Source organism: Marinifaba aquimaris (genome assembly GCF_013328345.1).
GTDB lineage: Bacteria > Pseudomonadota > Gammaproteobacteria > Enterobacterales > Alteromonadaceae > Marinifaba > Marinifaba aquimaris.
The window spans coordinates 114,082-137,394 of the sequence record NZ_JABULX010000006.1 but is presented as its reverse complement, the minus strand read 5'-3'; the positions used below and the strand labels follow the sequence as shown (position 1 = coordinate 137,394).

Genomic DNA, 23,313 nt, shown 5'->3' with positions numbered 1-23,313 from the left:
GATTGATAGCTCGAGTGGTTAACTGCATAATGCCGACAAAATTGGATTTGGATACCACCAAAAGTGAAGATAGACAAAGCGACACGCGATGCTTTTTATCAAGTGTTATATGCCAGACGAGATGTGCGTAGTGAATTTTTAGCTACGCCTATTGAAGATGACGTTATTCAACGCATTTTAAATGCTGCGCATCATGCTCCAAGTGTCGGTTTTATGCAGCCTTGGGATTTTATCGTCATTAAAAATGAGCAAACGCGCGCCAAAATCAAAGCAGGGTTTGAACAGGCTAATGCAGAGTCAGCAGAGATGTTTGATGAGCAGAGAAAAAGCCAATATCAAAAGCTAAAACTTGAAGGCATTTTAGATGCACCTTTGGGAATTTGTGTGACATGTGATCGAAGTCGCACAGGTGATGTTGTGCTGGGCAAAACCATTAAGCCAGAAATGGATTTATACAGCACAGTATGTGCGGTACAAAATATGTGGTTAGCAGCAAGAGCTGAAAATTTAGGTTTAGGTTGGGTCAGTATTTTGCACGATGAGGTATTGCACGATGTGTTAGCTATTCCTAATGATATCCAAATCATTGGTTATATGTGCATTGGCTATGTATCTGAATTTCATGATAAACCTGAACTTGAACGCAAAGCTTGGCAGTCTAGACGTGATGTTAAGCAGGCGATTCATACTGAAACTTGGTCGGGTAAGAATGAGCAAGCACAAAGTTCAGTAAAGAGTGGAGAATAACGAGCTATGGCCCATCGTTATCCTTTGATAGATATTCCGTTTGAGCACCGACATCAATGTTGGTTCTGTGGTGAACCCAGATATACAGATATAGATTTTCCTCGTCATGCTCAAGAGATCCGCTACATTAATCATCCTGCACTTTCGATACCCGTTTGCCACGAATGCAGACAGTTGATCACGCGCAGTGGTTTTTATTCAATATTGAGTTACCGCAAAGCTATCAAACAAAAATTGGCAAAAAAGCATAAAAAGATCCTCGATATTGGTATTAACTGGACTGAACAAGAATTAGCTGAAGTAGAGCTTGAAGGTCGGGACTTTGAAAACTTTAAACGCAGTGCTTGGCCTATGTATACACTGATGCAAGGTCGAATTGATTTTAAGGGTTGGCCTTTGGCCATTGATGGTCAAAGTTTAGATATTGAAGATGAGCCTAGTTTTGAGTTTGATGGTAAAAGCTTTAATTCAATTGAAAATGCGATTGAATATGCCGTCAAAACCTTCTTTCTCGATGAAAAGCTGTTTGTTCGAATTTTGGCGTTTTTAGGTCGGGATAAATTCGCGCAAGCGATTCGTTTGTGTCGTTTATATCCGCGAGTTGAAGATGGTGAAAGGGACGCTGTTTACCAACAAATTATTGCTGAATATCAAAGCTGGTAACTCACGTTCACGCCCCAGCCTTTAAGACGCTATGCTTTGATCATAACCCGCTAGACTCACTTTGTTACGCCCTGTTCTTTTTGAGTGGTATAAAGCTAAATCCGCTCTGTGCATCAACGCTTTTTGATGTTCTTGGCTTTCTTTTTCAGCGACACCAAAGCTTGCCGTTAATTGTATTTGTTCTGGCCATGTAGCTTGTTGAACTGCAGTTCGAATACTCTGAGCCAGTATTACAGCATTATCAGCTTTGGTGTTAGGGCATAAAATAATAAACTCTTCGCCTCCCCAACGGATTAGCTTTTGGCTTGGTGTCAGGTATCTGGATACTAATTTTACGAGTTCTGTTAAGACTTGATCGCCAACGAGGTGGCCGTATTGATCATTGATTTGTTTAAAGTGGTCGATATCACAAATAATCAGTGAGTATTCAGTATTGATACTCTGCTCAGATGTGCTCGATAAAAACTGATCCAAGGCGTTTCGGTTGTAACACCCGGTTAGTTGATCTCTTATTACGATTTCATTGAGGTTCTGTTTTTCTTTATGTGTTTCCATTAATGCAAATTTAAAGACATTTAATCTTTTCACTAGCAGTAAAAAACCACAGCAGACCCAAAGTAAGGAGATTAATAAATAGAGATCGATATCGGCTAGGTATCGGCCTTTAAGTGTTAACGACGTTAACCTAAGTTGATAGTGCCCTGGTGTGATGGTTGAATCGGTTGATACCTCTAATAAAATAACATCACCGTATTCAGGTCGAGACTGGCTCAGAGTGACTTTATTGGCACCAAGCCACCACGAAGGAACGTTCATATCTTGCAGGTTAAATTTAATGACTTGTTCTTCTTTGGCCGGGAAGAATTCTAGCGTGCCAAATTTCAGACTATCGAAATTCCCTATTTGGCTATAAGCAGGGTTGAAATTTCTACTTTGAAACCGGGCTCCCAAATTACGATGGTCTGGCGTAAGGTAGCTGACTTCTATTTCAACTTCACTGTAGCCGGATAAATCATAACCAAAAGGTTGAGAGCTCGTCTCAGGAATGGAAAAATCAAAAACAATAGAGCAATAAGGCCAAGCATAATTTGATTGAACGATATGGCAATCTAATAAGAAGCCATTCTCATCATATTTCAATGTAGATCGTGACGCTCCGGTCACTCGGCTGTCGTCAGAGTTATAGATAGCCACATTGGAACTGTCAGGCGTGAGCTTTAGCGAGCGCTTTAATAATAATTCCTCGGCAAGAATAGCGAGAAAACTGATAATCAATAATCCAGCTAAAAACAGGTTTTCCGTTTTTTTATAAGCGACGCTGTCCAATTTTAGTCACGAGTCCGTTTGATATTTGTGCTTTTATAGCATCGATTTTAATTACACTCTAGTGGCTCGTTTGTATCTATACAATTTAAAGCTTGTATTTGCATTCCACATGGCGGCCATTACAGGGCTATTTGAAGTTATTCCTGACTTTTTGAGCTGTGTTTAACCCAAACCATTAATGCCGGTAAAATCAGCATAAAAGGTACACATGAATAGAGTAGGGTGTGCCAACTCCAAAGGTTTAAAACCCATCCTGCTGATATCGATGCAATGGCTTGGCAGCTAAAAACACTAGCGTCATTAAAAGCCTGAACTTTATAGCTTTCATTTGCTTTGTAGTGGTTGGGAAGCAAACTGGTACCGCCGATAAACATGAAGTTCCAGCCGATACCCAATAGCAGTAATGCCCACCAGTAATGCATCAGTGCAACACCATTTAAGGCAATGCTAATACACAACGCATAAAGCACTAATCCGGTTAGAATGAGTCGGTTCAGGCTAATGTATTTGACCAAGATAGGGACAAATAAAGACGGTAAAAACATAGCTGCGATATGCGTTTGTATTACCCATTTGGTATCAACGAGATTATGTTGATTGTGATGGTGCATACTAATTGGTGTAGCTGTCATGATGTATGACATTAATGCAAAGCCAATACTCGCACTGCCAATAGCTAACCATAAACCTGGCTGTCGGCAAATATCAGTTAGTTTTCTTGCTTGTCCGCTCTGTTTTGATTGTTCGACAGTTTTTGGTTTGTAGAAGAATAAAAGTAAAGCGACAGTCAAAAGGCAAAGTGCTGCGAGTCTAAATGACCCTTCAAATTCTATATCTGTTGAGTCTTTGCCCAATATGGCCAGCTCCGGACCTAAAAAAGCTGCGATAACTCCACCAATTAAAATAATGGAAGTAGCGGTTGCCGCTTTTTCCACTCCCATTGCTTCAATCGCAGCAAAGCGAATTTGTTGTAAGCCAGCAAGTGAAAAGCCGATAAGGCCTGTGAAAATACAAAACAAAACAAAATGTTCTAATTTTAACGCTATGGTTAACAGGTAGGTCATTAAACTGCAGACCGATACAGCGCCAATGAAAACGACTTTCCTGCCGAGTTGCCTCATCAATAGCGCCATTGGCACCGTTCCCAATGCTGTCCCTACAACCATGGTCGCAACAGGTAGGGTTGCCAATGAGCTGTTGTTGGCCAATTTAACGCCGATTAAACTGGCAATTAAGATAATTATCGGTGAGATCGTCATCGCTAATGCTTGGCACAGTGCCAATAAAAAGACGGTTTTTTTCGCTTCGGTCATGATTTTAAAAGCCTGAGTGTTAGATCCATTAACTTACTCATTACGTAATGAGAGGCAATTGAATTTGAGGTTTATATATGCATTTTACACGAGAGTCTCTCGGGCAGTTAGACAAAAGGTATCGCACTCAGCTGATTAATTCTCTATCAGGTTTCAAAAGTGCGAATTTAATCGGTACTAGTGATAAAACTGGACAAACTAACTTAGCTATTGTTTCAAGTGTTTTTCATTTGGGGGCTAATCCCCCCTTAATGGGGCTTATCTTCAGGCCCCACTCAGTTCCAAGACATAGCCTGCAAAATATTTTGGAAACCGGCATTTTTACCATCAATCAAGTTTCTGAAAAAATTTATCGGCAAGCCCATCAAAGCTCTGCTAAGTACACACAAGAGCAGAGTGAGTTTAATGAAGTCGGATTAGAGGCCGCTTACCTAGCTGATTTTAAGGCGCCGTTTGTTGCAGAAAGTTCGGTCAAAATTGGCTTGAGTTTAGTTGAAAACCAAACGTTAGCGGTTAACAACACTGAATTGGTAATTGGTGAGATCAAACATATATTTGTGCCTGAGAATGCTATTAAAGCTGACGGATACTTAGACATAGAAGGTTTAGAAACCGTCGCATTATCAGGCTTAGACAGCTATCACGTTACTCATCGTATGGAGCGCTTAAGTTACGCAAAGCCCAACCAAACCTTGAGTCAGCTGACCATAAATGGCGAGTTCAGCCGTATTCACAAAGTTGGATAGATAATAAACCTCTGCTTAGGTGCCTTAACTCTGCTTAGTTGCTACTTTTGAGCAACAAGTCTTGATTATCTAAAGCAGTTTTTGAGAGCTGGATAAAAATTTTATCTGCTTTTTTATCAACTTGATGAAAAAACACTACAGAATATTGACCGCTATCGGTTTGAATTTGTGTATTAATCAGCTCTCTTACTGCTCTATCTAGCTGCTTGTCGTAGGCCGATTCAAACCTACCCTGATTGGCAAGCGCCTGTTGTAAAATTGTATTAATCATCGAGACACTTATCACAGATGCCGTGCAGCTCTAGTTGTTGGCTATGCAGCTGAAAACCTGAACTTTCAACATTTTCTTTTAGCTGGCCAATGATTTCTTTGGCTATGCCAACTTCTGAGACTTTATTGCATTTATCGCAAATTAAAAACTGAGGGATTTGGTGGGTATGACAGCACGTGATATGAGCACAACCTACGTATTTATTGGTTGAGCTTAGTTTGTGCACTAGGTTTTCTTTTTCTAAGAAATCTAACATGCGGTAAACGGACATCGCGGCAATCACTTCAGCGTGATCTTCTCGGTACTTTTCAACAAGCTCGTAAGCAGATAAGGGCGTTTCTGACGTCACTAGAGACACCAAAACATTCTTGCGTTTCTCGGTTAGTTTGGTGCCTGATTTTTGGCATTGAGCAACCGCTTTTTCAATAATATTTGATAAATCTTTTTCTGCCATGCTGAGCAACTCGTCGAAAATTTATACAAGAAAAGTTAAAAAAATGTGATCCCTCATAAAAGACTCCCGTAGTGAGAAATGCTACTTAACCACAAAACAGAGGCAACAATTATGAAAAGAATCACACTTCCTATTGTATCGGTAATGATGGGCTTTGTCATCGCTGGTTGTGATGATGATAACAATGCTAACACCATTACTCCTGGTGAAATAGAAGCAAGAACAGCTTACCTGAGGGTTGTGCATGGCTCATCTAATGCACCTAAAGTTAATGTCAATGCTGCGGGTGACACTATCGCAGGTTTGGCTGGTGTCGATTACGAGATGGGCTCGGCATTCATCAGCTTACGAGAAGGTTCATACCCAGTAACGGTAGATGCGATTTTACCGGATATGTCTACGGTACAAGTACTGAATTTAGGCAATGTCGAATTAATGGGGCAAATGGAATACACGGTATTTGCACATGGTTTAGTGGGAGACGCTGATGCGCCTTTAGCAACCGCAATAATCGCAAACCCTGAAACGGACCCTGCTGACGGTAATATCCGAGTACAAGTGTTACACGCATCACCAACAGCACCAACGGTCGATTTACACATTACAGGCGCAATGGATGAGTTAAGCGCGCCACTTGCTACACTTGGCTACGGCGAAAACACTAGCCAAGTTGAAGTTCCTGCAGGTGTATACCGCGTTCGTTTAACACTACCGGGTGATAGCAGCGCGGTAGCTTTTGATGTCACATTGCCTGATTTACCAGCTGGCGCAGATTTATTTGTTGCCGCCGTACCTAACACTGGCGTACCAACATCTCCGGTTAAGTTGCTCGTAAACGATGCAAGTAATACCGTTAATGCAGGTGCGACATTCTCTATCATTGATGATAGAACGCAATCTTGGGTTCGCGTTGTGCATGCAGCCGCTGATGCACCAGCCGTTGATAATTATGTAAATGGAGCAAAAGTTGATGCGTTGAGTAACTTGTCATTTCGCGGTATCACACAAAATGTACCTGTCGATGCTGGCATGTATACCGTTGAAACTAAACCTGCTGGCGCTGACGTGACTGTCATTAGCACGGACTTTGATTTGATGGCAGACACTAAATACACAGTACATGCAGTAGGTAGTCTAGCGGCAGGTTCACTTGAGCATTACGCCATTGTTGATGATGCACGCGCGATAGCGACAGAGTCACAAGTGCGTATCACACACGGTCATCCTTCAGTCGGATTAGTCGACATCTATGTTACGGCTGATGGCAACATTGAAGAGGCAATGCCTTTATGGGAAGACGTGCCATTTAAAGCATCGACCGGGTTCGTCGGAGTAGCTCCGGGTGAATACAATGTCACTGTTACTTTGGCTGACACCAAAACAGCTGCAATTGATACAGGCATCATTATGCTTGAAGCAAGCGGCATATATTCAGCATTAGCAGTTGATGACCCTGCTAATGGCAATTTAGTGCTGATGGACGATTTTGTCTCTGAGTAATGTTGGGTAGCTTATCCAGGTCTATGATCTGGTGTGAGGTGTCTGTCGGCACTTTTTATTGATACCCTTAAGCCCAACATAGAGTCAAAATACTAAGCCTCGAACTTGAAAAAGTTTGAGGCTTTTCTTGTTATTTTCTTTTAACTTAATGAACCTCGATTGTGCCTACCCCGTATATATCACTAACAAATAACAAACGAGTTTATGATGCAGTTAGCTATTTTTCCTCTACCCATTTTTTTATTGCCAAACGGCGTTACACGCTTGCGTATCTTCGAGCAGCGCTACATCAGAATGGTTAAAGAGGCGGTTCAGGGCGATGGTTTTGCACTTAGTTTATATCAAGAAGACAATGAGTTTGGCACAAGTGGTTGGGCAACATGGGTCAAAATTATTGATTTTGAAACCTTACCTGATGGATTGCTTTCGATTGATATACAAGGCCAATCTATGATGAAGATAGATGAGGTTTGGTATGAAGAAGACAAGTTAAGACGAGGTAATTTAAGTCTGATACCGCATTGGTCTCCTGAAGTTCACAGCGAAGATACTCTGGATATTTGTGATGAATTGAAACGAGTTTTTGAACATAACCCTCAATATAGTGAGTTGTACCGCGAACCGCATTTTGAATCAGCGACTTGGGTATGCCAGCGTTGGTTAGAAATATTGCCTATTGAGAATCAAGAAAAAGCTCAATTTATACAGCCAAATAGCTTTAACCAAGCTAAACACTTCTTAAACAATATTATTTTAGGTTAGTGCCTAATTTTGCAATACTATTGATCTAATTATTTTGTGATTGCGTAATGGATACTAGATTTGTTTAGCAAAGAGACTAGCAATGCAAGTAACTAATTCAGTAATGGCAAAAAGAGACAAGACTCCACCAAAAGGACGATACCAGTCTTCTATGTCAAAAGATGATTCTAAGCAGTTAACCGAGTGGTTGGTTGCCGTTGCAGAGAAACGCGACAAAAAAGCATTTTCAGCCTTGTTTTCATGGTTTGCACCTAAGATAAAAAATGTTGCTTACAGACAATTTAACAACGAGGCACAAGCACTCGAAATTGTTCAAGACACCATGACGAACGTCTGGCGTAAAGCTCACCTTTATCATCCTGAAAAAGGTGCGGCAACAACTTGGATTTACACAGTGATGAGAAATGTTGCTTTTGACGCACTTCGAAAAATCCAAGCTAAGAAAGAAGATTTACTCAGTGATGATATCTGGCCACTCGTTGAAGGTGAGGTAACAGAAACGGAAAGCTTCAGTGATTATCTGATGGATAAACGCCTACTCAACTTGGTTGATACCTTGCCTGATAATCAACAGCAGATTGTTCGCGCTGTCTATTTCCAAGACATGACACAAGAACAGCTTGCCAAATTACTGAACATTCCACTTGGTACCGTCAAATCTAGGCTTAGATTAGCACTTGCCAAACTAAGACAGCAACTTGACGACCAATCGCAAGACTAGGAGCAGTATTATGATAAAACATCACCCAAAACTTGATTTAATTCAAGCCTACACACAGGGCAAGTTACCTGCGTCATTATCTGCTGCTATTAGTATTCACGCGAGTATGTGTCCTGATTGCCAACAACTTATTGATGAGCAAACAGAGCTACACGCATCAAGTGTTTTTGAAAATGGCGGCGTTAATGAGGTGATTTACGAAACAGAAACGCTATCAAAAATTTTTGCCGAAGCTGATTTAGATGCCATGATAAGTGCTATTACCAGTGATGACAGTGTGAGTCAAAGTCAACCTGTTGCTGATAAGCAAGTTGAAATAAACGGTCAAACTTATCAATTACCCAGAGCGCTTGCCAACATCAATCACTCAAACTTTAGCGGAATAGGTAAGATATCTCGCGCCAGTCTTGATCTAGGTGAGGGAGATTTACACAGCCACTTACTCCACATTGATGCAGGTGGAAGTGTACCAAGTCATACTCACAAAGGTTTCGAGCTTACCTTGTTACTCGATGGTACTTTTAGCGACGAAAGTGGTGAATACGTCAAAGGTGATTTCATCATGTTAGACAGCAGCCATGAACATACCCCTATCAGTGAAAAAGGTTGTCTTTGTATGACAATTGCAGATGATGCACTTCATTTCACGCAAGGTTTGAGTAAATTGCTCAACCCAATTGGTAAGATGATTTACTGATAAGAATCAAATTAATAAAAAAGCTGGGGGTTCCCAGCTTTTTTATTTGTAATAACTCATGCTCACTTCTTCGCTTTGCTTATCAACTCTTAACAATTCAATCTGCAAAAAAGCTTTAATATGGTATTTATTGTTAATGTTAGCTATAAATAATGTTGTTCTTTTTTAAAAGAAAAAACGTTTACAACATATAAGTTTAGACATATCGACTAAGCTTTAAACGGAACTTCAAATAAGATCAGGAATCCCCCATGTTATCGTTTAAAAACGTATTAATACCCCTGTTTACCTTCACATCTATCATGCTCTTATCCGCCTGTGGCGATAATTCACAAACTCAAAATAAAATGCCGCCACCTGCGGTATCGGTTTATGCCATCAAAACAGAACCTGTAGGCGGATATCGGGAGTTTGTTGCCCGAACAGTTGCTGCGCAAGAAGTTGATTTGCGAGCACGTGTTGAAGGGGAATTAATTGAGCAAAAATTCGAAGAAGGTTCCTTTGTTGAGCAGGGGCAAACACTTTTAAAAATCGATCCTGCTGCATTTATATCGAGTTTAGAGTCGGCTAAAGCAGATTTAGCGAGCAGTAAAGCGGTTGCCGAAGGCGCGGCAAGAGATTTAAAACGTGGTAGAAAAATAGCGAAAGACGGTTATATCTCTCAATCGGATCTCGATAAATTAGTCACTCATGACTCCAAAGCTAAGGCTGCCGTTGATGTAGCGTTAGCTAAATTAGAGCAAGCAGAATTAAATTTAAGTTATACCGAGATTAAAGCGCCGATGGCAGGTCGTATTGGTAAAGTGAATTTTGACAAAGGCACAGTTGTTGGACCGACAAATGGCACTATTGCAACATTAACTTCACTTGATCCTATTTATGCTAGCTTTCAAATTGAAGAAGCTGACTATGTCACTCATCTACAAAAACACCGTCGGATTATCGACCCAAAACAAGTGCCAATTGATATCTCATTGCGATTACCGAATAACACCTTATATCCAGAGCCGGGCTACCTGACCTTTGCTGACACCAAAATAGAAGAGGGGATGGGGACTATTGAATTAAGAGCCGAGTTTGCTAACCCTGAAAAAGTTATTCTACCTGGGCTTTATGTTACGGTTCTGATGGAAAGCAAAAAGAAAAATGAAATGGCGCTGGTACCTCAAGCCGCAGTACAAGAAAACTTACAAGGTAATTTTGTTTTAGTCGTTACAGAAGATAATAAAGTTGCGCAGCGTGTGGTCAAACTGGGTCGAAGAATGAATGCAATGTGGGTGGTTGAATCTGGGCTGCAAGATGGCGAACGTATTATCATTGAAGGCTTACAAAAAGTTCGCTCCGGTGTTGAAGTTAAGGCGATTGAAAAACACGTCGACCCAACAACGGGTGTCATTAAAGATTTGGTTAACTAGGAGCTAGAGGATGATTAGCAAAACCTTTATCCATAGGCCCAAGTTCGCCTTTGTTATCTCTATAGTGATCACTATAGCGGGTCTTATCAGTATGGGGTTACTACCCGTTAATATGTACCCGCAAATTACCCCACCACAAGTGGAAATTACGGCTACATACCCAGGCGCGAGTGCGCAGGTGGTTGAAGAGTCGGTTATTCGCCCCATCGAAGAGCAAGTCAATGGGGTTGAAGACATGATGTATGTCGAATCAACCGCATCGAATAATGGTCAAGCCACGATTACGGTCTTTTTTAAAGTCGGCACTGATGGTGATTTAGCGCAGGTTAATGTACAAAACAGAGTGGCGTTAGCAACTAGCTCATTACCGGCTGAGGTAACCCGACAAGGTGTCAGTGTTAAGAAAAAATCCAGCTCTATGTTGATGGCCATTAACTTGTATTCGAAGCAAGATGGTATTGATCAGCTGTTCTTGAGCAATTACGCAACAAACTCTTTGGTAGAGCCTTTGGGGCGTATTCCTGGTGTTGCTTCAGCTGAAGTGATGGGGGAGATGACCTACAGTATGCGCGCTTGGTTAAAGCCAGACCGCATGTCCTCATTGGCTATTACCGTCATGGATATTAAAAACGCGTTACAAGAGCAGAACTTGATTGTCGCTGCTGGTAAACTCGGGGGCAGTCCTTCTTTACCTCAGCAGCAATTTGAATACTCAATTCAAGCGAAAGGCCGCTTAAAGACCGCAGAAGAGTTTGGTCGAACAGTTATTAAAGCGCGTTCTGATGGTAACTTTGTTCGGTTAAAAGACGTTGCTCGATTAGAGCTCGGTTCCAAAGATTACGGTATTCAAGCTAAGCTAAATGGCAACGACACCGCCTTTTTGGTTATTTATCAATTACCAGATGCCAATGCGACACAAGTTGCGACTCAGGTTAAAGCTGAAATGGAAAAGCTTGCACAGCGTTTTCCTGATGGCCTAGATTATGTAATTCCGTTTGATACTACTAAATTCATTATCCGCTCAATCGAGGAAGTGAAAGTGACACTTTATCAAGCCGTTGGTTTGGTTATTTTAGTGGTCTTCTTATTTTTACAAAACTGGCGGGCGACGATTATCCCATCGCTAGCCATCCCCGTTTCTTTGGTCGGTACTTTTGCTTTTATGATGGTCATGGGTTACTCCATCAATACCATCACCTTATTTGGCTTAGTTCTGGCAATTGGGATTGTTGTTGATGATGCCATTATTGTTATAGAAAATGTTGAACGTATTTTAAGGGAAGAAAAGTTACCGATAAAAGAAGCGGTTACTAAGGCGATGTCACAAGTATCAGGGCCCATAATCGCCACCACCTCAGTATTATTGGCGGTATTTGTGCCTGTTGGCTTTATGCCTGGTATAACAGGTGAGTTGTATAAACAGTTCTCGGTGACCATATCTTTTGCCGTCATTATTTCATCTATTAATGCTTTAACCTTAAGTCCTGCTCTTTGTACCGTTTTACTTAGCGCCGATAAAATGAAACCAATTTCTTGGTTATCAGGTTTTGAGCGCGGTATTAATAACATGACTGGCAAGTATGCAACTGGCGTAAGCTACTTGTTAAAACGCGTCACCCGAATTGGTGTATTAGTTATCATCGTATTTGTTGCAACAGGTTATCTCACTAAATCTGTACCAACCGGTTTCGTACCTGGAGAAGACCAAGGTTACGTTTTTGTTGATATTCAGTTACCGGATGCTGCATCAAGTAATAGAACACAAGTTCTGCTCGATAAAATCACCCCTATGATTAAAGATGACCCTGCGGTGACTGACTTTATTACCGTTGCAGGTTACTCAATGCTGGGCGGTGCAGGTTCTAACAATGGCTTTGGTATTGTTATCTTAAAAGATTGGGAAGAGCGCACAGAACCTGGTCAAGATTTACGCTCCACTATCAAGCGTTTAATGGGGCCATTATGGGCAATGCCTGATGCGCAAATCATGATCTTTAACCCGCCGCCAATACCAGGGTTAGGCAACAGTTCAGGTTTCGAATATAAGCTGCAAGATAGTAGTGGTCAGACTCCTGCCGAATTAGCTTCAGCGATGAATGCGCTCATTTATGAAGCTAACCAAAGGCCTGAACTGAATCGCGTATTTAGTACTTATCGTGCCAATGTGCCTCAGTACATGTTAGAGGTCGATCGCAACAAAGCTAAAGCGCAAGGTGTTGTATTATCTGACATCTACACTACGTTGCAGGCGCAACTGGGTTCTATGTATATCAATGACTTCAGTCAGTTTGGTCGTACTTATCAAGTGACAATTCAAGCAGAAACTGAGTTTAGGAAAGACCCCTCTGATTTGCGTCATTACTTTGTACGTAACCAAGATGGCGATATGGTGCCGCTTACTACATTAGCTAAGTTGAGACCTATTTTGGGGCCAACCAGTATTAATCACTTTAACTTATATCGCAGTGCGAGTATTACCGGACAAGCGGCTGAAGGTTACTCATCTGGACAGGCAATTCAGGTCATGGAAGAGTTATCAGAAAAACTACCACAAGGCTTTATTTTTGAATGGTCTGGGCAGTCTAAGCAAGAGATTGAGGCAGGCAATTTAGCACCTATCTTATTCTCGCTTGCTATCTTATTTGTTTATTTATTCTTGGTTGCACAATATGAAAGTTGGAGTATTCCATTTTCTGTTATAGCCGCAGTGCCATTGGCAGTATTTGGTGCCATGTTAACGCTTTATACCTTAGGAATGGAAAACAACATTTATGCGCAAGTGGGTTTAGTACTGTTAATTGGCTTATCAACCAAAACCGCAATATTAATTGTTGAGTTTGCGATGGAAGAGCGCGCAGCAGGTAAGAGTATATTTGATGCAGCACTGAGTGCTGCTAGTTTGCGCTTTAGAGCTGTATTAATGACTGCCTTATCTTTTGTACTTGGGGTATTACCGCTCGTGTTTGCTAGTGGTGCAGGTGCTAGTAGCCGTATTTTCCTCGGTATTACTGTGTTATCAGGTATGTTAGCTGCAACCATCTTTGGTACTTTACTGGTACCATACTTCTACTTGGTTATTCAGCGTATCAGAGAAAAGCTAAAGGCTTCACCTGATACCGTTGAAAAAGCGATTACAGAATAACTCATTCTATTGAGCTTAAAGGCGAGCTTTGCTCGCCTTTTTGTATCTGTTCATTGAGCTACCCTACTTTTTTAAATGGCAAGATTACACACATCTGTAATACTTAAAAGTCTTTAAAAATCAGTGTTAGCTATGAGCTCCCGATGTTTAACTCTAACTGCATTATCCGCATTTACCGCCCTTATCAGTTTTGCTCACGATTCCGAATACAAACATCAAAACGTCGATGGTGGTTATTTTGCCAATGGATGATCAGCAGGTAGTTTTTTAGCGATCCACAATGCTAATTTGTGCTTCATGCTTAGTAAGTCTTCTTTGTCTTCTGGCAATGGTTGGACCATTTTATCTTGGACTAACAAGCGATAGAGACATTCAATTTTTTGTTTTTGAGCATCAGTAGCTGAAAATGCTTTATAGCCTCGGTTTTGAGCATAACCCTCACCGATTTTGAGTGCGAGTTTGAGTAATTCAGCTTCGTTTTTAATTTTTTTCATTTCCACCTGCTCCTTTTTATACCATCATAGTGGTTATTGAACTCCTTTAGCAATCAAAAAAGTGAACAGTTTTTCCACCCAGATACTCGTTTTTTAACTTTTGATTGCTAGGTTTAATAAATGAATAAAAAACAAAATGCTAACATAAATAAAGGGGTTACATTTAAGGGAAGGGCTGTTGTGAATCAATACGGCGCATCAACTATCTGTACATTGTTGAGTTTATCCACTTGGGCTCATACTGCGATTGAAGCTCGCTTGGTTAAACACATGGAATTACTTGCTGACCCTTATAAAAATATCAGTATCTTTATGAAAGATAGTGTGCTGTATAAAAATCAGCTTTAACGTTCTTAAAAGTCTGTCGTTGATAAAAAACTTGTGTTTTAGACACAGGTTTTTTATCTCACTCAATACTCAGGTAGGGGGAACTTCTCGTTTAGTATTTATGTTAATGTAATGTTTTTATTGGCTATTTTTTGATTAGCGTTAGTTAAAAAATAAAAATACCTGATCGTTTTATTTTCTATGGCGTATATTTAAATGAATCACTTTTACAGTCGGTGGTGGAGTAAAAATATGTCACAAGCTATTAAATTAGGTATTAGCGCATGCGTCAAAGGGGAAAAAGTCCGCTTTGATTCTGGCCACAAGCGCTCTCATTTTTGTGTAGAAGAATTGGGTAAGCATGTTGAATACAAAACATTTTGCCCAGAAGTTGCAGTCGGTTTGCCCGTCCCTCGGCCGACTATCCGCCAAGTGCGATATGGAGACGTTATCAAAGTTTGTCGACCTGACGGCAGTGGTGATGTCACCGACCCAATGGTCGAGTACGGCCGCTCCGTTGCAAGTAAAATATCAGATCTTAGCGGTTTTATTTTCTGCGCTAAAAGCCCATCTTGCGGCATGGAACGAGTTAAAGTTTATCACGACCACGGCAAAGGCTCTGAATCAATTGGCATTGGTGTTTTTGCCGAACAAATCATGAAAGCGAATCCAAATTTACCATGTGAAGAAAACGGCCGCTTAAACGATGCAATCTTAAGAGAAAATTTTGTTATGCGTGTTTTTGCATACAAAAATTGGCAAAGTTTGGTAGCAGACGGTCTAACCAAGCACAAAATGATCGAGTTCCACAGTCAATACAAATATTTGATTATGGCGCACGACTACGAAGGCTATCGAGAGCTCGGCCAACTGCTTGCCAGAGCAGATATTGAATTAGCCGAACAAGCTGATCGTTATATTACTCGCCTCATGCAAGCACTTAAAAACAAGGCAAGCCGTAAGTCACACACAAATACTCTGATGCATTTGCAAGGTTATTTCAAAAAACAACTCAGCAAAGAGCAAAAAGCTGAACTCTCTGAACACATAAAAGCGTTTAGAGATGGGGTGATGCCTTTAATGGGGCCTATCACTTTACTCAAGCATTACTTGAGGGAGCATCCTAAAGAGTATTTGGCTCAACAGGTTTATTTTGAACCGTATCCGGTTGAACTTAAGCTTAGATATGGCTACTAAATCTGCTGAATGAAGGAATTCAATTGAAAACGGTAATTTGGTTTAGAAAAGATTTACGAATCTTTGATAATCCTGCATTAACAGCAGGTATTGAAAAAGGCGCGGATACCGCGCTTTTTTTTGTTACGCCCAAGCAGTGGCAACAGCATGACATGGCGCCTATTCAGGCCGACTTCATCATACGTCATCTCAAACTGCTCAAAGTACAGTTAGCTGCATATGACATTGAGCTCAAGGTAGTTCAAGTTGATGATTTTAATGCGCAAGTTGAGTATATAGTGAGTCATCATAAAAATGATTCGCTGCTCGCGAACATTGAGCTTTTACTCAATGAAAAATTAAGAGATCAGCAAATAATTAATCGCGGATTAAACTTAACTTTATTTGCTGATGATTGCATTGTCCCTGCAGGCAGTGTGTTAAATGGTCAAGGGCAGATGTTTAAAGTCTTTTCACCGTTTAAGCGCGCTTGGCTTAAGCACGTTTTACATCAGGGTTTGCAAGTAACGTCTGTACCAGAAGGCAAAGTGCTTCCAACTACGGATGAAAATGAGCTGTTCGATGAATTTGAGATTCAAAGACGCGACTCCTCCCGTTGGCCTTTAGCTGATCAGGTTTTACAAGATGTGTTACCTAACTTTTTTCAGTTCAAATTACGCGGTTATCACGAGAATCGGGATTTTCCAGGTATCAAAGGCACATCAGGTTTATCGCCTTATTTTGCAATTGGTACCTTGAGTGCTCGGGCTATTGCGTCGCAGCTGATTCAATCTAAGCCTGAATTATTGGAAAACCCCAATTACCCTGAATTTGCTTGGTTAAACGAATTAATTTGGCGTGATTTTTACCTGCATTTAATTTATCACTACCCCAACTTATGTAAGCATCAAAATTTCAATGACAAATACGACAAATTAGCTTGGCCTAACAACGATAAATGGTTTAAAGCTTGGTGCGAAGGTAAAACTGGGTACCCAATTGTTGATGCTGCAATGAAGCAGTTACTCGATACGGGTTGGATGCACAATCGTCTGCGAATGATTGTCGCCAGTTTTTTAACTAAACACTTAAGATGTGATTGGCGTTTAGGTGAGAAGTTTTTTATGCAGCACCTGATTGATGGTGAGTTTGCGGCAAATAATGGAGGCTGGCAGTGGTCTGCGAGTACGGGGTGCGATGCACAACCTTACTTTAGGGTCTTTAACCCCATTTTACAGAGCCAGAAGTTTGATCCTCAAGGTACCTTTATTCGTAAATATTGTCAGGAACTAAAGCAAGTGCCTGATAAACATATTCACTTCCCACATGAATATTTGGCCAAGCAAGGCAGACAAAAAGATTATTGTCCTGCTATTGTTGAGCATAAATCTGCGAGATTGGCGGCACTTGAGTTTTATAAACAAGCTTAATAACAGGATTTTATATGGCTCAGCCCAAATGGTTGCAACATTTTTTATCGACCTACCAAGCGCTTAATAAGGACAACTTAGCGCGCTTGACCGATATCTATCACGATGAGATCGAGTTTGAAGACCCGCTGCATAAAGTTGTTGGGTTAACTGATCTCAATCAATATTTTGCCAATCTTTACGAAAACGTCACTGATATTCATTTTGATATTCATCATTATATCGCGCAGGATAATCAAGCGGCTATTTACTGGACCATGGTTTACAGCCACCCCAAATTAAATTCAGGCCAAGATATTCAGGTCGAAGGTCATTCTTTATTGACGATTGTTGGCGATAGGGTGATTCGCCATAGAGATTATGTCGATATGGGAGCCATGTTATACGAGCATATCCCTTTACTGGGCTGGGGTGTTAAAGCCATTAAAAATAGAGCCAGTCGTTAGGAGGTATGGTGAGTAGTATTGCTAACAAGCAAGTTTTAATTACTGGGGCTTCATCTGGTATCGGCAAAGCACTGTGCCTACAGTATGCTGAGTTAGGATGTCATGTATTCGCTTGTGGGCGTAATGAGCAACGCTTAGCGTCTTTAGTTGACCAAAACTCGTTGATTGAACCGCTTATCTTTGACATCACCAATAAAGCTGAGGTCGATACCGTTTTTGCTAGCCTAGATAAGCTTGATTTGGTTATTTTAAATGCAGGCGATTGCGAATACATCGATGATGCGCTGCAGTTTGATTCGCCATTGTTCGAACGCATCATTAAAACTAATTTAATCAGTGTGGGTTATATGCTTGAAGCGGCAATTCCGCTTTTGGAAAAAAACAGCCAACTTGCCTTAGTCAGCTCGAGTGTGACGTATTTACCTTTGCAACGCGCTGAAGCTTACGGCGCCTCTAAGGCTGGTATGAGCTACTTAGCTAAAAGCCTGAGTTTAGATCTAAAGCCTCATGGTATTCATGTTTCTTTGGTTGAGCCTGGTTTTGTTAAAACTCCACTGACTGATAAAAACAATTTTAAAATGCCCTTTTTGATAAGCGCAGAGCAAGCCGCAGTTAGAATTGTGCAAGGCCTTGCTCAAAAACACGCGGTCATTCACTTTCCCAAACGATTTACACTAATTTTAAAAATGCTGGGTTGCTTACCTTTTGGGTTATGGCAAAAGCTAGCGGTAAGGACAATAAAAAAATGAAAAATATCGCTATCATCGGCTCAGGTATTTCAGGACTGACATCGGCTTATTTACTGTCTCAAAAACATCAAGTCACCGTCTTTGAACAAAATGATTATATCGGTGGACATACCGCCACGGTTGATGTCAATGTTGGTGGCCAAAACTATGCCGTCGATACCGGCTTTATTGTGTTTAACAATAAAACCTACCCAAATTTTCTCAAACTATTAAGTCAAATTGGCATCGATAGGCAAGAAACAGAAATGAGTTTCAGTGTACAAAACTTAAACTCAGGACTTGAATACAACGGCAATAACCTGAACACCTTATTTGCTCAGCGCAGTAACATATTTAAGCCTTCTTTTTGGAATTTAATTTCAGAAATACTGCGCTTTAATAAAATGTGTAAAGAACGCCATGCCGCCGATGATATGTCGACAAAAGAAACCTTGGGCGACTTTCTCGATCTAAATCGTTTTTCTGCCCATTTTGCAGAGCACTACATCCTGCCAATGGGAGCAGCTATTTGGTCAACAAGTTTGACTCAAATGCGAGACTTCCAGTTAAAGTTTTTTATTCAGTTTTTCCACAATCACGGTTTATTAAATATCAACGACCGACCTCAGTGGTATGTGATCCCAGGTGGTTCTCGTAATTACATCAAACCACTGACAAAAAACTTTGCTGACAAGATTCAGTTAAACAGCAAAATTAAGCACGTCAATCGATTACCTACAGGTGTTGAAATTCACTTTGAAGATGCACCTGTGCAGCATTTTGACGAAGTTATTTTCGCTTGCCACTCTGATCAAGCGCTAGCGTTATTAAATGATGCAACTGCATTAGAGCAGCAAATTCTCGGGCAGTTAGAATACGCCAACAACGAAGTGGTTTTACACACTGACGAAGCTATGCTGCCAAAAGCAAAGCTGGCATGGGCGAGTTGGAATTATCGTTTATCTGATGATCACAAGCGTCCTGCTTCGGTCACTTATGATATGAATATCTTGCAGGGTATTGAATCTGAACACACTTTTTGTGTGACCCTGAATCAGACCAAGGATATTGCAGAGGATAAAATTCTTCGTAAGTTCAATTATATGCACCCTGTTTTTAATCAAAATAGTATGCAAGCCCAGCAAAAACGAGAGATGATTTGTGGTCATAACTTCACTCACTTTACAGGTGCTTATTGGTATAACGGCTTTCACGAAGACGGTGTAAGAAGTGCTGTAGATGTGGCTAAGCGTTTTGGATGTCATTTATGAGCCTAATTGACGCTAACACGCTTCATTCTGGTATTTATCAAGGCTCAGTTCGGCATAGACGCCTGAGCCCGAAAAAGCATGCTTTTGATTATCAGCTTTACATGTTGGGTATAGATGTTGACGAATTAGCAAATATAGCTCAGCAAACTAAGCTCTTTGGTAGCCGTTGGTATAACCCTATTCGGTTTGTTGAAAAAGATTATATAAAAAGTGAACCCGGCCACTTAAAAGCCCGTATTGGTAACAAAGTCAGGCAGTTAGGTGGCGAATGGCCAGTACAAGCCGACGATAGCAGCGACTGGCGAGTAACCATGTTAGCGCAAGCTAGATGTCTCGGTTTGTACTTTAGCCCGGTTAATTTTTATTTTTGCTATGACACAGAACAAGAGTGCCGTTACATGCTTGCAGAAGTCAGTAACACACCTTGGAATGAACGTCATTACTATTTGGTCGATATGAACGTGCAAGCCGATACTGAAAAAGTTTTTCATGTATCGCCTTTTATGCCGATTGATATGCAATATCAGTGGCGAATTAAAGCACCTGAAAAGCGTTGTTTAGTTCATATTGAAAACCATCAAGCTGAAAAAAAAGTATTCGATGCCACATTAGTACTGAGTAAACAGCCTTTTAGTGCAAAAGCTGTGATGGCCACTTGGTTATCGTTACCTGCTATGACTTTTAAGATAGTAACTGCCATTTATTGGCAAGCCGCGAAGTTGTTTTTTAAACGCGTGCCTTTTGTGCCTTACCCCAAATCGGCGCAAAAGAGCTAGCAAAGAGAGGTTAAGATGGAAAACTTGCAACTAGAATCAAATCAAAGCCAAGCTTCATCATCGGTCAAATCAGCCTTAGATGGTTTTAATGCTCACAAAAAAATTGTGTTTGCTGTTTTAAACACCATTAATGATGCTGGCATTACCTTCATTGAAGGACAAGACAGATTCACTGTCGGTAATCAGCAAGCGAAGCTGCAATGCCAAATTCAAATTTTGGACAGTAACGTCTATAAAACCTTTGTTCAAGAGGGCAGTATTGGAGCAGCGGAAGCTTACATGGATGGCCGCTGGCAAAGCCCAGATTTGACGAACGTTATTCAAGTATTTGCCAGAAGCCAAAAACAGCTTGATGAGATCGAAAGTAAAATTGCTTGGTTGGCTAAAATCAAAAACTTCTTCTTTCACCGCAATAACGCCAACAGCGAGAAAGGTTCAAAGCGCAATATTCTAGCGCACTACGATTTGGGTAATGATTTGTACAGCGGTTTCCTAGACCCTGAAATGATGTACTCATCAGCTATCTACTCAGATACTGCTGATACGTTAGATAAAGCACAGCTCAACAAACTTGAGACGATTTGCCAAAGGTTAGAACTGTCTTCAGATGATCATCTGATTGAGATCGGTACCGGTTGGGGCGGTATGGCTATTTATGCAGCCCAGCACTACGGTTGCAAAGTGACGACGACAACTATTTCTGAAGCCCAGCACGATTATGCTAAAGCGCGTATCGCACAACTGGGTTTGGAAGATAAAATTACCTTGTTAAAACAAGATTATCGCAAATTAACAGGCACTTACGATAAGTTGGTTTCGGTTGAAATGATTGAAGCTGTGGGAGATAAATTCTTATCTGGCTTTTTTGCCAAATGCGATAGCCTATTAAAACCGGGCGGAAAGATGTTGATCCAAGCAATTACTATTGCTGATCAACGCTATGACTACTACCTCAACCACGTGGATTTCATTCAGCGTTACATCTTCCCTGGAGGGTGTTTGCCTTCAATCAGTGTCATGTCCAACCACATCGCGAAAAGCACGGATATGGTCATTCAAGGCATCAACGATATAGGGTTAGATTACGCGCGTACATTAAACGACTGGCGTGACAAATTTAATTTAATTTACCCAAGTCTAAATCAGCAAAAATACAATACTGAGTTTAAACGCCTTTGGGAGTACTATCTTTGTTACTGTGAAGGCGCTTTTTTAGAAAAAGTGATCAGTACCGTTCATTTAACTGCCAGAAAGGCAAACTAACTGATTTAATCGACTTCACCGAAGTTGGGTTTGTTTAGTGCGTATTTTTTATAAATAGGCGCTAACAAACCTGACTTATTTGCTTTAACAATTAGCTCATTAATTGTTTTTGCAGATATTTTTGCTCCCTCTGGAATAAGAAAATATCGGTTGAAGCGGGTATCGAACTGCTTTGATACATTAATGACAAGCTTAACTTCAGGGTGTTGTTTTAGGTAAAAGTTAAGTGTTGTATCACTTAATACCCCAATTTGAGCTCGATTTTGAATAATCAAATCAATAACGGCTTCTTCATCTCTGACCAGCATTACGTTAAATCTCTTATTGAGCTTTGTGCTGTCTGTTTCAAAATCAGTAAAGCGATAATGATAGCCGTGTACCAAAGCGATGGTGTGATTGTTGAGAAGCTGCTCGATTTTAACTGGCGTCAGTTCAGCTTGTTTGGAAATAAAACGATCGTATGAGGTTAGAATACTGATTGATGTTGTCACCGGAACCAGATGCTCAGCCCACTCGGGGTTATCCCACATTGAAATATCAATCCATTTATCTCTAAGTGCTTGTGGTGTTCTTCTAACAGGAACGGTTATCGCTTTAAACTCGAAGTTATCTTGCAGCTTATTGAAAACTTTTATGATTTCAGTGCCCGCACCGCCGCCGTGTTCAAAGTAAAAAGGAGAGTGGACATTCATTCCCACTTTGATCTTGGTTTTTGCTTGTGCAGCAAGCGTGAACAAACTTAGTAGTAAGAACAAAAAAACAGGGCTTTTTAACATCGTTAGCAACCGTATTTACGTACAAATTTTTCTGATAGCGCGTGAGTTATTTCACTTCAGGCTTTTATTTTTAAGTATGTAATAAGTAGATTTAATTTACATGAGTAAAATTTAATCGTTCAATGGAACAATATTTTCTATCAAATAGTCTATTGGTGCGGTGAGATATTTGACGCTAGCCTAGTCGGGGCATAAAATACGCGCCCTTTAGTTAATTCATTACAGTCGAGCGAAGTCTATGCCAAATGAAGTTAGAGCCAGAGCAGTATTAAAAGTTGGCGCTAATAGTGACATTCCTGCAGAAATTGTATCGTTTACCGATTTTGATCGCGATAACGAGCATATTGCTATGGTATTTGGCTCAGCCGATTCTGCGCAAGATGCGCCTTTAGTGCGTATTCACTCAGAATGTTTAACAGGTGATGTTTTTCACTCATCGCGATGTGACTGTGGTGAGCAGTTAGATGAAAGTATTCAGCTAATGAGCCAACAGGGCGGTATTATCTTATACCTACGCCAAGAAGGTCGTGGTATTGGCTTATACAATAAAATTGATGCTTATGTACTACAAAGCCAAGGTATGAATACATACGAAGCTAATGAGCACCTTGGTTTTAAAGATGATGAGCGAAGCTTTGATGATGCAGTGTCTATGCTGCAAGCGATGGGGGTTAAAAAGTTAAAGTTGATGACAAACAACCCACGTAAGATAAAAGCAATGGAAGCTGAATTTGAGCTTATCGAGCACGTTTCAACGAGTATTCATTTGAAAGAAGACAATACTCAGTATCTGAAAACTAAAAAAGAACGCGGTGAGCACAAGCTAAAGCTCTAATAAAAGTGCCGGCTTTATGCCGGCATTTTTATTG

General features: G+C 40.7%; 24 protein-coding genes. 18 read left to right on the top strand and 6 right to left on the bottom strand.

Features of this window, described 5'->3' with window-relative positions; all coding sequences use genetic code 11:
• Positions 1 to 63: 63 nt before the first annotated feature.
• A complete protein-coding gene (gene bluB, locus HR060_RS06365; protein WP_174199451.1) occupies positions 64 to 747 on the top strand; it encodes a 5,6-dimethylbenzimidazole synthase in 684 nt (227 codons plus the stop codon).
• 6 nt (positions 748 to 753) lie between these two features.
• Positions 754 to 1,410: a hypothetical protein gene (locus HR060_RS06360; RefSeq protein ID WP_174199450.1), complete on the top strand. Its 657-nt coding sequence runs from the start codon at positions 754 to 756 to the stop codon at positions 1,408 to 1,410.
• A gap of 21 nt (positions 1,411 to 1,431) precedes the next feature.
• Here the strand turns inward: HR060_RS06360 and HR060_RS06355 are convergent, their stop codons facing one another.
• Entirely contained in the window at positions 1,432 to 2,685 is a 1,254-nt protein-coding gene (locus tag HR060_RS06355) for a GGDEF domain-containing protein (RefSeq protein WP_174199449.1), read from the bottom strand.
• Positions 2,686 to 2,873: 188 nt separating this feature from the next.
• Positions 2,874 to 4,049: an MFS transporter gene (locus tag HR060_RS06350; RefSeq protein ID WP_174199448.1), complete on the bottom strand. Its 1,176-nt coding sequence runs from the start codon at positions 4,047 to 4,049 to the stop codon at positions 2,874 to 2,876.
• Positions 4,050 to 4,126: 77 nt separating this feature from the next.
• Here HR060_RS06350 and HR060_RS06345 point away from each other — a divergent pair, with 77 nt between their 5' ends.
• Entirely contained in the window at positions 4,127 to 4,795 is a 669-nt protein-coding gene (locus HR060_RS06345; protein WP_174199447.1) for a flavin reductase family protein, read from the top strand.
• 34 nt (positions 4,796 to 4,829) lie between these two features.
• On the opposite strand, the gene HR060_RS06340 is transcribed toward HR060_RS06345, so the two are convergent.
• Complete coding sequence (locus tag HR060_RS06340; protein WP_174199446.1) at positions 4,830 to 5,066, bottom strand: hypothetical protein; 237 nt, start codon at positions 5,064 to 5,066, stop codon at positions 4,830 to 4,832.
• Positions 5,059 to 5,520, bottom strand: a complete 462-nt coding sequence (locus tag HR060_RS06335) for a Fur family transcriptional regulator (protein ID WP_174199445.1) — start codon at positions 5,518 to 5,520, stop codon at positions 5,059 to 5,061. The genes HR060_RS06340 and HR060_RS06335 overlap by 8 nt, the downstream gene beginning before the upstream one ends.
• Before the next feature lie 111 nt (positions 5,521 to 5,631).
• Here HR060_RS06335 and HR060_RS06330 point away from each other — a divergent pair, with 111 nt between their 5' ends.
• From HR060_RS06330 to HR060_RS06305, 6 genes are all read left to right on the top strand, one after another.
• On the top strand, positions 5,632 to 7,020 hold the full coding sequence (locus HR060_RS06330) for a DUF4397 domain-containing protein (protein ID WP_174199444.1): 1,389 nt from the start codon (positions 5,632 to 5,634) through the stop codon (positions 7,018 to 7,020).
• A 204-nt stretch (positions 7,021 to 7,224) separates the two neighbouring features.
• Entirely contained in the window at positions 7,225 to 7,782 is a 558-nt protein-coding gene (locus tag HR060_RS06325) for an LON peptidase substrate-binding domain-containing protein (protein ID WP_174199443.1), read from the top strand.
• 82 nt (positions 7,783 to 7,864) lie between these two features.
• Positions 7,865 to 8,503: a sigma-70 family RNA polymerase sigma factor gene (locus tag HR060_RS06320; RefSeq protein WP_246283095.1), complete on the top strand. Its 639-nt coding sequence runs from the start codon at positions 7,865 to 7,867 to the stop codon at positions 8,501 to 8,503.
• Between the two features lie 10 nt (positions 8,504 to 8,513).
• The gene (locus tag HR060_RS06315; protein ID WP_174199442.1) at positions 8,514 to 9,200 is read left to right on the top strand and encodes a ChrR family anti-sigma-E factor; all 687 of its coding nucleotides are present in this window, start codon (positions 8,514 to 8,516) and stop codon (positions 9,198 to 9,200) included.
• A gap of 251 nt (positions 9,201 to 9,451) precedes the next feature.
• Positions 9,452 to 10,615 (top strand): efflux RND transporter periplasmic adaptor subunit, encoded by a 1,164-nt coding sequence (locus tag HR060_RS06310; protein WP_174199441.1) that lies wholly within the window; start codon positions 9,452 to 9,454, stop codon positions 10,613 to 10,615.
• Between the two features lie 10 nt (positions 10,616 to 10,625).
• Positions 10,626 to 13,757 (top strand): efflux RND transporter permease subunit, encoded by a 3,132-nt coding sequence (locus tag HR060_RS06305; RefSeq protein ID WP_174199440.1) that lies wholly within the window; start codon positions 10,626 to 10,628, stop codon positions 13,755 to 13,757.
• Positions 13,758 to 13,990: 233 nt separating this feature from the next.
• On the opposite strand, the gene HR060_RS06300 is transcribed toward HR060_RS06305, so the two are convergent.
• Positions 13,991 to 14,251, bottom strand: coding sequence for a DUF5062 family protein (locus HR060_RS06300; protein WP_174199439.1), 261 nt, complete (start codon positions 14,249 to 14,251; stop codon positions 13,991 to 13,993).
• 120 nt (positions 14,252 to 14,371) lie between these two features.
• Here HR060_RS06300 and HR060_RS06295 point away from each other — a divergent pair, with 120 nt between their 5' ends.
• The 8 genes from HR060_RS06295 (at position 14,372) to HR060_RS06260 (ending at position 21,668) form a co-directional block, all read left to right on the top strand.
• Positions 14,372 to 14,599 carry a hypothetical protein gene (locus HR060_RS06295; RefSeq protein WP_174199438.1) on the top strand — a complete coding sequence of 76 codons (228 nt, stop codon included), beginning with the start codon at positions 14,372 to 14,374 and terminating at the stop codon, positions 14,597 to 14,599.
• Between the two features lie 231 nt (positions 14,600 to 14,830).
• Positions 14,831 to 15,775 carry a YbgA family protein gene (locus tag HR060_RS06290; protein WP_174199437.1) on the top strand — a complete coding sequence of 315 codons (945 nt, stop codon included), beginning with the start codon at positions 14,831 to 14,833 and terminating at the stop codon, positions 15,773 to 15,775.
• Between the two features lie 23 nt (positions 15,776 to 15,798).
• The gene (gene phrB, locus HR060_RS06285) at positions 15,799 to 17,184 is read left to right on the top strand and encodes a deoxyribodipyrimidine photo-lyase (protein ID WP_174199436.1); all 1,386 of its coding nucleotides are present in this window, start codon (positions 15,799 to 15,801) and stop codon (positions 17,182 to 17,184) included.
• A gap of 14 nt (positions 17,185 to 17,198) precedes the next feature.
• The gene (locus HR060_RS06280) at positions 17,199 to 17,630 is read left to right on the top strand and encodes a nuclear transport factor 2 family protein (RefSeq protein ID WP_174199435.1); all 432 of its coding nucleotides are present in this window, start codon (positions 17,199 to 17,201) and stop codon (positions 17,628 to 17,630) included.
• 5 nt (positions 17,631 to 17,635) lie between these two features.
• Positions 17,636 to 18,379 (top strand): SDR family NAD(P)-dependent oxidoreductase, encoded by a 744-nt coding sequence (locus HR060_RS06275; RefSeq protein ID WP_174199434.1) that lies wholly within the window; start codon positions 17,636 to 17,638, stop codon positions 18,377 to 18,379.
• Positions 18,376 to 19,629 (top strand): NAD(P)/FAD-dependent oxidoreductase, encoded by a 1,254-nt coding sequence (locus tag HR060_RS06270; protein ID WP_174199433.1) that lies wholly within the window; start codon positions 18,376 to 18,378, stop codon positions 19,627 to 19,629. The genes HR060_RS06275 and HR060_RS06270 overlap by 4 nt, the downstream gene beginning before the upstream one ends.
• Positions 19,626 to 20,405: a DUF1365 domain-containing protein gene (locus tag HR060_RS06265; protein ID WP_174199432.1), complete on the top strand. Its 780-nt coding sequence runs from the start codon at positions 19,626 to 19,628 to the stop codon at positions 20,403 to 20,405. The genes HR060_RS06270 and HR060_RS06265 overlap by 4 nt, the downstream gene beginning before the upstream one ends.
• 15 nt (positions 20,406 to 20,420) lie before the next feature.
• Positions 20,421 to 21,668: an SAM-dependent methyltransferase gene (locus HR060_RS06260; protein ID WP_174199431.1), complete on the top strand. Its 1,248-nt coding sequence runs from the start codon at positions 20,421 to 20,423 to the stop codon at positions 21,666 to 21,668.
• 5 nt (positions 21,669 to 21,673) lie between these two features.
• Here the strand turns inward: HR060_RS06260 and HR060_RS06255 are convergent, their stop codons facing one another.
• Positions 21,674 to 22,444 (bottom strand): substrate-binding periplasmic protein, encoded by a 771-nt coding sequence (locus HR060_RS06255; protein ID WP_174199430.1) that lies wholly within the window; start codon positions 22,442 to 22,444, stop codon positions 21,674 to 21,676.
• A gap of 238 nt (positions 22,445 to 22,682) precedes the next feature.
• Here HR060_RS06255 and HR060_RS06250 point away from each other — a divergent pair, with 238 nt between their 5' ends.
• Complete coding sequence (locus HR060_RS06250; RefSeq protein ID WP_174199429.1) at positions 22,683 to 23,279, top strand: GTP cyclohydrolase II; 597 nt, start codon at positions 22,683 to 22,685, stop codon at positions 23,277 to 23,279.
• Positions 23,280 to 23,313: the final 34 nt, after the last annotated feature.

Coding starts and splice junctions, on each gene's coding strand:
- HR060_RS06360 (WP_174199450.1), top strand. CDS start 754: ATGGCCCATCGTTATCCTTTGATAGATATTCCGTTTGAGCACCGACAT.
- HR060_RS06350 (WP_174199448.1), bottom strand. CDS start 4,049: ATGACCGAAGCGAAAAAAACCGTCTTTTTATTGGCACTGTGCCAAGCA.
- HR060_RS06345 (WP_174199447.1), top strand. CDS start 4,127: ATGCATTTTACACGAGAGTCTCTCGGGCAGTTAGACAAAAGGTATCGC.
- HR060_RS06340 (WP_174199446.1), bottom strand. CDS start 5,066: ATGATTAATACAATTTTACAACAGGCGCTTGCCAATCAGGGTAGGTTT.
- HR060_RS06335 (WP_174199445.1), bottom strand. CDS start 5,520: ATGGCAGAAAAAGATTTATCAAATATTATTGAAAAAGCGGTTGCTCAA.
- HR060_RS06330 (WP_174199444.1), top strand. CDS start 5,632: ATGAAAAGAATCACACTTCCTATTGTATCGGTAATGATGGGCTTTGTC.
- HR060_RS06325 (WP_174199443.1), top strand. CDS start 7,225: ATGATGCAGTTAGCTATTTTTCCTCTACCCATTTTTTTATTGCCAAAC.
- HR060_RS06320 (WP_246283095.1), top strand. CDS start 7,865: ATGCAAGTAACTAATTCAGTAATGGCAAAAAGAGACAAGACTCCACCA.
- HR060_RS06315 (WP_174199442.1), top strand. CDS start 8,514: ATGATAAAACATCACCCAAAACTTGATTTAATTCAAGCCTACACACAG.
- HR060_RS06310 (WP_174199441.1), top strand. CDS start 9,452: ATGTTATCGTTTAAAAACGTATTAATACCCCTGTTTACCTTCACATCT.
- HR060_RS06305 (WP_174199440.1), top strand. CDS start 10,626: ATGATTAGCAAAACCTTTATCCATAGGCCCAAGTTCGCCTTTGTTATC.
- HR060_RS06300 (WP_174199439.1), bottom strand. CDS start 14,251: ATGAAAAAAATTAAAAACGAAGCTGAATTACTCAAACTCGCACTCAAA.
- HR060_RS06295 (WP_174199438.1), top strand. CDS start 14,372: ATGAATAAAAAACAAAATGCTAACATAAATAAAGGGGTTACATTTAAG.
- HR060_RS06290 (WP_174199437.1), top strand. CDS start 14,831: ATGTCACAAGCTATTAAATTAGGTATTAGCGCATGCGTCAAAGGGGAA.
- HR060_RS06280 (WP_174199435.1), top strand. CDS start 17,199: ATGGCTCAGCCCAAATGGTTGCAACATTTTTTATCGACCTACCAAGCG.
- HR060_RS06275 (WP_174199434.1), top strand. CDS start 17,636: ATGGTGAGTAGTATTGCTAACAAGCAAGTTTTAATTACTGGGGCTTCA.
- HR060_RS06270 (WP_174199433.1), top strand. CDS start 18,376: ATGAAAAATATCGCTATCATCGGCTCAGGTATTTCAGGACTGACATCG.
- HR060_RS06265 (WP_174199432.1), top strand. CDS start 19,626: ATGAGCCTAATTGACGCTAACACGCTTCATTCTGGTATTTATCAAGGC.
- HR060_RS06260 (WP_174199431.1), top strand. CDS start 20,421: ATGGAAAACTTGCAACTAGAATCAAATCAAAGCCAAGCTTCATCATCG.
- HR060_RS06255 (WP_174199430.1), bottom strand. CDS start 22,444: ATGTTAAAAAGCCCTGTTTTTTTGTTCTTACTACTAAGTTTGTTCACG.
- HR060_RS06250 (WP_174199429.1), top strand. CDS start 22,683: ATGCCAAATGAAGTTAGAGCCAGAGCAGTATTAAAAGTTGGCGCTAAT.